The following is a 1,546-nucleotide window of genomic DNA, read 5'->3' on the forward strand; positions in this document are numbered from 1 at the left end:
GTATTGAAAGGTTTGGGCAAATAAGTTTTGCCAAAGTAAAATCATGAGGCCGTCTGAAAAAATATTTTCAGACGGCCTTTTGTGTACAAAAGCTGTTAAAATCGAAGCTATAACCGTTTATCCGCAGGTATCTTATGAATCCCTTGATCTCCGACTTCCAAACTCAGCAACAACGTACTCCCGTCATCGTCGCCCTCGATTTTGCCAACGAAAAAGATACGCTCGGATTTGTCCGCAATCTTGACCCGACACTGTGTCAAATCAAAATCGGTAAAGAGCTGTTCACCGCAACCGGCCGCAATTTGGCAGAAAGCTTAATCAATCAAGGTTTCAAACTTTTCCTCGATTTGAAATACCACGATATTCCCCACACAGTTGCTCAGGCCTGTAAAGTTGCCGCCGATATGGGCGTGTGGATGGTCGATATGCACGCATCGGGCGGTCGCCGCATGATGGAAGCAGCAGCAGAAGCCGTTGCCGGATATCAAACCAAGCCGCTTTTGATCGGCGTAACCGTGTTGACCAGCATGGAACAAAGCGACTTGGCAGAAATCGGTTTGAACATCGCCCCTGAAGAACAAGTCATCCGCTTGGCGAAACTGGCGCAAAGTTCGGGCTTGGACGGCGTAGTATGTTCCGCTCAAGAAGCCGTACCATTGCGCCGCGAATTGGGACAGGATTTTGTCTTGGTCACACCGGGCATCCGCTTAGATGTTGCAGGCAATAATGATGACCAGCGCCGTATTATGACGCCGGCCGAAGCCTTGGCTGCCGGTTCAACCTATTTGGTAATGGGCCGTCCGGTAACTAAAGCTGCCGATCCGGTAGCTGTATTGCGCGAAGTGAACCGCGTGGCAAACGCTTAAGGCCGTCTGAAGTATGAAGGCGATTGTGATTGGCGCGACAGGCGCAACAGGAAAATCCTTGTTGCCTTTACTTGCAACCAGTTCAGAGGTTGAGTCCATCGACTGTTTTGGTCGCAGACATCCTGATTTTACTCACCAAAAGCTAAATAGCCATCAGATTGATTTTTCTAAGCCTGATGATTGGCGTGAAAAAGTGCAGGGCGATGTATTGTTTGCCTGCTTGGGAACTACCTTGAAAGCGGCTGGCAGTAAAGAAGCGCAATGGGCAATTGATTATGAGGCAAATCTTGAATTTGCCAAAGCCGCACGAGAAAACGGCGTCAATACTTTGGTTTTGATTTCCGCTTCCGGTGCAAATTCTGCTTCGAGCCTGTTTTATCAACGGATGAAGGGCGAATTGGAGCAAGCAATTATCGCTTTGAATTTTCCGCACCTTATTATTTTCCGCCCGCCATTGCTGATTCGTCCGAACAGCGACCGCTTGGGCGAAAAAATAGCAGAACGGATTTCTCGCGTACTCAACCGCATCGGCATGCTGAAAAACCAACGTCCGCTTGCTGTCGAAAAATTGGCGCAAGCCATGCTGAAAGCAGCGTTGTTGTCATCTCATGAACAGGCGTCGTACTCGAAAAACCATATGCAGGTATATGAGCCTCAAGATATTTTTAGGCTGTTAGATC

Annotated in this window: 2 protein-coding genes; both read left to right on the forward strand. The window is 48.4% G+C overall.

What is annotated here, in order from left to right:
- Nucleotides 1–134: 134 nt before the first annotated feature.
- Entirely contained in the window at nt 135–866 is a 732-nt protein-coding gene (pyrF, locus tag ACTHUM_RS13605; RefSeq protein WP_070461495.1) for an orotidine-5'-phosphate decarboxylase, read from the forward strand.
- A gap of 13 nt (nt 867–879) precedes the next feature.
- Nucleotides 880–1,546 (forward strand): NAD(P)H-binding protein (locus ACTHUM_RS13610; protein ID WP_440403124.1); only part of this gene is annotated, 667 nt, incomplete at its 3' end.

It is taken from the genome of Neisseria sp. P0021.S006, from assembly GCF_051956895.1.

Coding starts and splice junctions, on each gene's coding strand:
- pyrF (WP_070461495.1), top strand. CDS start 135: ATGAATCCCTTGATCTCCGACTTCCAAACTCAGCAACAACGTACTCCC.